General features: G+C 66.4%; 4 protein-coding genes and 1 pseudogene. 2 read left to right on the top strand and 3 right to left on the bottom strand.

All coding sequences use genetic code 11. The annotated features are described in order from the left end of the window. Positions 1-110: 110 nt before the first annotated feature. Complete coding sequence (locus R1101_RS0116630) at positions 111-680, top strand: putative immunity protein (protein ID WP_016934506.1); 570 nt, start codon at positions 111-113, stop codon at positions 678-680. 164 nt (positions 681-844) lie between these two features. Here the strand turns inward: R1101_RS0116630 and R1101_RS0116625 are convergent, their stop codons facing one another. Continuing rightward, the gene (locus tag R1101_RS0116625; RefSeq protein WP_026003367.1) at positions 845-1717 is read right to left on the bottom strand and encodes an aldo/keto reductase family oxidoreductase; all 873 of its coding nucleotides are present in this window, start codon (positions 1715-1717) and stop codon (positions 845-847) included. A gap of 132 nt (positions 1718-1849) precedes the next feature. Between R1101_RS0116625 and R1101_RS0116620 the strand changes: the two genes are divergently transcribed. Beyond that, positions 1850-2296: a winged helix-turn-helix transcriptional regulator gene (locus R1101_RS0116620; RefSeq protein ID WP_016934504.1), complete on the top strand. Its 447-nt coding sequence runs from the start codon at positions 1850-1852 to the stop codon at positions 2294-2296. A 90-nt stretch (positions 2297-2386) separates the two neighbouring features. On the opposite strand, the gene R1101_RS0116615 is transcribed toward R1101_RS0116620, so the two are convergent. Together R1101_RS0116615 and R1101_RS27130 are read right to left on the bottom strand one after the other, a co-directional pair. After that, complete coding sequence (locus R1101_RS0116615; RefSeq protein ID WP_016934503.1) at positions 2387-3769, bottom strand: M1 family metallopeptidase; 1383 nt, start codon at positions 3767-3769, stop codon at positions 2387-2389. Next, positions 3736-4474, bottom strand: a pseudogene (locus R1101_RS27130) (amino acid adenylation protein); the annotation flags it as partial. The pseudogene R1101_RS27130 and the gene R1101_RS0116615, both read right to left, overlap by 34 nt.

Genomic DNA, 4474 nt, shown 5'->3' with positions numbered 1-4474 from the left:
ACCGAAGACCCCCGACATTGTTGGGGGTCTTCGGCTTTGAGGAGGGGATCCGCTTTGGCGGGTCCCCTTTTTCTCGTAGGGACTGCGTTCCGCGGCATACGCTTCGGTACATGGGTCGAAACGAGCCGGTGCGAAGTGTCTTCGGCGATTTCGAGCTGACCATGAACGAGCTGCGGGTGGTGACGCAGTACGTGGCGGAGAGTGCGCAGGACGTGCTTCCGGTCTTCGAAGAAGCCGTTCCCCAGGACCGACGTCCTCGTGCTGCTCTCGATGCGGCCTGGGAATTCGTCGGCGGTGCGAGACGGACGAGACTTCAGCGCGTCACTGCGTCGGATGCACACCGGGCAGCGAAGCAAGCGTCCACCGAATCGGTCTCTCTGGCCGCCCGCTGTGCCGGCGACGCCGCCGCAGCCGCCTATCTGCACCCGATCGCGAGAGCCACCCAGGTCGGACACATTCTGCGGGCTGCTGCGAGTGCTGCACGCATAGCCGAGCTCCGAGCAGATGGTGACCCGGCAGTCGGGAGCGCGATGATCGAGCAGGCACGCCGACGCGCGACCCCGGTACTGGTCGACGTACTTTCGCGCTACCCGCTCGCGTCGACGTCGAGGACTCGCGTCGGGCACCTCATGAGGACCCTGGATCTCTCTTTGCGCAACGGGGGACCACAGCAGCCGTAACTGGGCCCTCCACAATCCAGGTTGTAGTCGTGGCCTGACGCCGCCGGTTTCCGGCAAGGATCTGGCGAGGTAGTCGGTGAGGTCGCGGAATCCGAGAGCGGAACCGCGGAGGTGGTCGAGCTGTCCGTTGATCGTGGCTTGTGAGGCGGTCGACCCCAGGACATTCAGCGGCTGACGTCGTCCAGTTCGGTCAGGTCCTCATGAGCGAGGGAGCGTCCCGCACCGGCGATGTTCTGGCGCAGGTGTGCCGTCGATGACGTGCCGGGGATGAGCAGGATGTTCGGTGATCGGTGCAGCAGCCAGGCCAGAGCGACGGACATCTGTGTCGCCTCCAGTCGAGTGGCGACCGCCGAGAGCGCCGAGGACTGAAGCGGTGTGAAGCCCCCGAGGGGGAAGAAGGGCACGTACGCGACGCCGTCGGTAGCGAGCCGGTCGATGAGCTTGTCGTCGTGGCGGTGGGCGAGGTTGTACATGTTCTGCACGCACACGATCGGCGCGATGCTCTGTGCTTCGGCGACCTGCTCCTCGGTGGCGTTGCTGATCCCGAGGTGGCGGATCAGGCCCTGCTGCTGGAGTTCGACGAGTGTCTCGAATGCCTCGGCGAGCGAGCCGGGTCGGGGACCTTCGGCGTTGCCGAGTCGGAGGTCGACCAGGTCGAGTACGTCGAGGCGGAGGGACTCGAGGTTGTCGTGGACCTGGCGGCGCAGATCTTCGGGCCGGCGGGCTGTAGGCCATCCGCCCTGTTCGTCGCGGGTCGCGCCCACCTTGGTCACGATGTGCAGCGACTCGGGATAGGGGTGCAGTGCCTCGCGGATCAACTCGTTGGTGACGTGCGGCCCGTAGGCGTCGCTGGTGTCGATGTGTGTGATGCCGAGGGCGACCGCTTCGCGCAGCACGGCCAGGGCACCCTCGCGATCGGCGGGCGGCCCCATGACCCCTGGCCCGGCCAGTTGCATGGCGCCGTAGCCGAACCGGGTGACGGTCAGGTCACCCAGAGTCCAGGTGCCGCCGGGAAGAGAGGGGGAGGGTGTGCTCATCCTGTTGCCTTTCGTCGTGCACTCGGGGGGTGGCGCCTGTTGCCTCCCTGTATCAGCATTGGGGAGAAACTTCCTGTCGGGAAGTAGGCACTCGGGAGTGCGTAACCCATCCATCGGTGAGAGGTGCGATCAGTGACGACGATGAAGGCGGCCCAGAAGAGGGCTCAGGCCAAGATGGAGTACAACGCGTTCCTGGCAGGGTGCCCCAGCCGGCAACTGCTCGACCGAATCTCGGACAAGTGGGTCGTCCTGATCCTGTGTGCGCTGGGCGGCGACAACAGCCCCGGCCGGCCTGGTACAGCACACGAAGACGCTCCGAAGGCGATGCGTTACTCCGAGATCTCTCGTCTTCTGGCCGGGGTCAGCCAGAAGATGCTGACCCAGACGCTCCGCTCGCTGGAGCACGATGGTCTGCTCACCCGTACCGTGACGCCAACCGTCCCTGTCACCGTCTCCTACGAGCTGACCGACCTCGGCCTCTCGCTCCACCACATGACCCGCGGGCTCAGAAACTGGGCGCAGACACACATGGCCCAGGTTCTCGCGAACCGCGAGAACTACGACGCTCGCACCCCCTGACGGCTCACATCCAATCGTCCGACAGCTCTACATTCTCGGCCTACGCCCGCAACTGCGAAGAGCCCGTAACGGTCCGGCGAGCGAGCCGACCTATCCGGGTGAGGGGGCCGGTGGAAGCGATGTCGTGCTCAACCAGGCCTCCCACAGCGACCGGAGCGAGGTCTCCGAGAAACGCGCGGCGAGATCCTTGAACTGTGCCGTCGTCACATTGCCGTGTCGATGTTCCGCGGTCCACGTCCGCAGGAGGTCGAAGAAGTGCTCGTCGCCGAGGTGCACCCGCAGGGCGTGCAAGGTGAGGGCTCCGCGCTTGTAGATGCGGTCGTCGAACATGTCCTTCGGGCCCGGATCCTCGAGGAGGATGTCCTGAGGTTTGCGGGCCAGCCCTCTGTGGGCGTCGAGAGCATGCGCGTGCGCGGACCTGCCGCCGGAGTTCTCAGACCACAACCATTCCGCGTAGCAGGCGAATCCCTCGTGGAGCCAGATGTCGCACCAGCGGTACAGGGTGAGACTGTTGCCGAACCACTGGTGCGCCAATTCGTGTGCGACGAGCCGCTCTTCGCGGCCCGTGCCGTCGCAGAAGTTTGCGCCGAAGGTCGACAGTCCCTGAGCCTCGATGGGGATCTCGAGGTCGTCGTCGGTGACCAGTGCGGTGTAGTGCGCGAACGGATACGGGCCGAACAGGCGCGTGAAGACCTCGAGCATCTCGGTCTGGCGCGCGAAATCACGGTCGAACGACGCGCGCAGGCGAGGTGGATGGATCCCGTACTGCGGCACCGGATCCGACGCCAGTGTGCGTACCTCGTAATGGCCGGTCTGCACTGTGGCCAGATAGGTCGCCATCGGTTCGGGTTGCTCGTAGACCCAGGTGGTGCGACTGGCCTTGGTGGTCTTGTGCACGAGCGTTCCGTTCGCGACCGCGACGAACGGAGCGTCGGTGGTGACGGAGATGCGGTAGGTGGCCTTCGAACCGGGATGGTCGTCGCAGGGGAACCAGGTGGGCGCACCGTTCGGCTGGCTCGCGACGAGCGACCCCTCGTCGAGTTCCTCCCAGCCGACCTCACCCCACATGGTCCGCAACGGGGCGGGGGTACCCGAGTACTGCACGCCGAAGACGAGCACGGACCCGGCGGGGAGTTTCTCGGCCGGGGTGACGGTGAGCTTGCCGTCGCGGTGGACGAACTTGGCGGGTCGTCGCCCGTTGACGGTCACCTTGGCGACGCGCATCGTCTGCGCAAGATCGAGCGAGTACTTGGCGCGCACATCCGTCGTCGTGGCGATGATCTTCGCCCGGCCGTCCAACCTGTTGGACACGACCTTGTAGGTCAGATCCAGCTCGTAGCGCGAGACGCGGAAACCGCGGTTCCCGCTCTCGGGCAGGTAGGGGTCGAGGGGACGATCGGTGGCGACGGGCGCGACGGGCTTGGCGGCCTTGATGGGTTTCACCGCGGTGCCCAGCTGTTCGGTGTGGTCCACGGCGCGATGGGGTTGCCCTGCCAGCGGGTGGACTGCGGGACGACGTCGCCACGCATCACCAGCGAGGCCGGTCCGACGGTGGCACCGTCGCCGATGCCCGAGGCAGGCAACGCGACGCATTGGGGGCCGAGCGTGGCGCCGGCGCCGAGGGTCACGGTGTCCATGGACATGATCCGATCATGGAACAGGTGGGTCTGTACAACGCAACCGCGTTCGACGGTCGCGCCGTCGCCCAGGGACACCAGGTCGGCCTCGGGCAACCAGTAGCTCTCGCACCACACCCCGCGGCCGATCTTCGATCCCAGTGCCCGCAACCACAGGTTCATCACGGCGGTGCCGGTCGCGGCCCGTGCGAACCACGGTGCCGCGACGGTCTCGACGAAGGTGTCGGAGACCTCGTTGCGCCACACGAACGAACTCCACAACGGATGCTCCACACGCCCGATCCGTCCCACCACGAGCCATTTCGCGGCGACCGTCACCAGGCACGCCACGGCTCCGGCGCTCATGAGCACGATGCCACCGAGCAGTGCCGCGACGGCGTATCCCCAGTGCACGGCGAGAGTGTTCAAGGCGAACAGCACACCGAGGCCGATGCCGTAGGTGACGATCATGGGCACGAGCCGGAAGGTCTCCACGGCGCCGCGCGCGACCTTCAGTTTCAGCGGGGGTTCGAAGGTGCGGCTCGTGTCGCTGTCGCCGCTC

It is taken from the genome of Rhodococcus sp. R1101, from assembly GCF_000278445.1.
In the GTDB taxonomy this organism is placed as follows: Bacteria; Actinomycetota; Actinomycetes; order Mycobacteriales; family Mycobacteriaceae; genus Rhodococcus; species Rhodococcus gordoniae.
The sequence above is the reverse complement of the archived record's forward strand: the minus strand, read 5'-3'. Positions and strand labels throughout refer to the sequence as shown.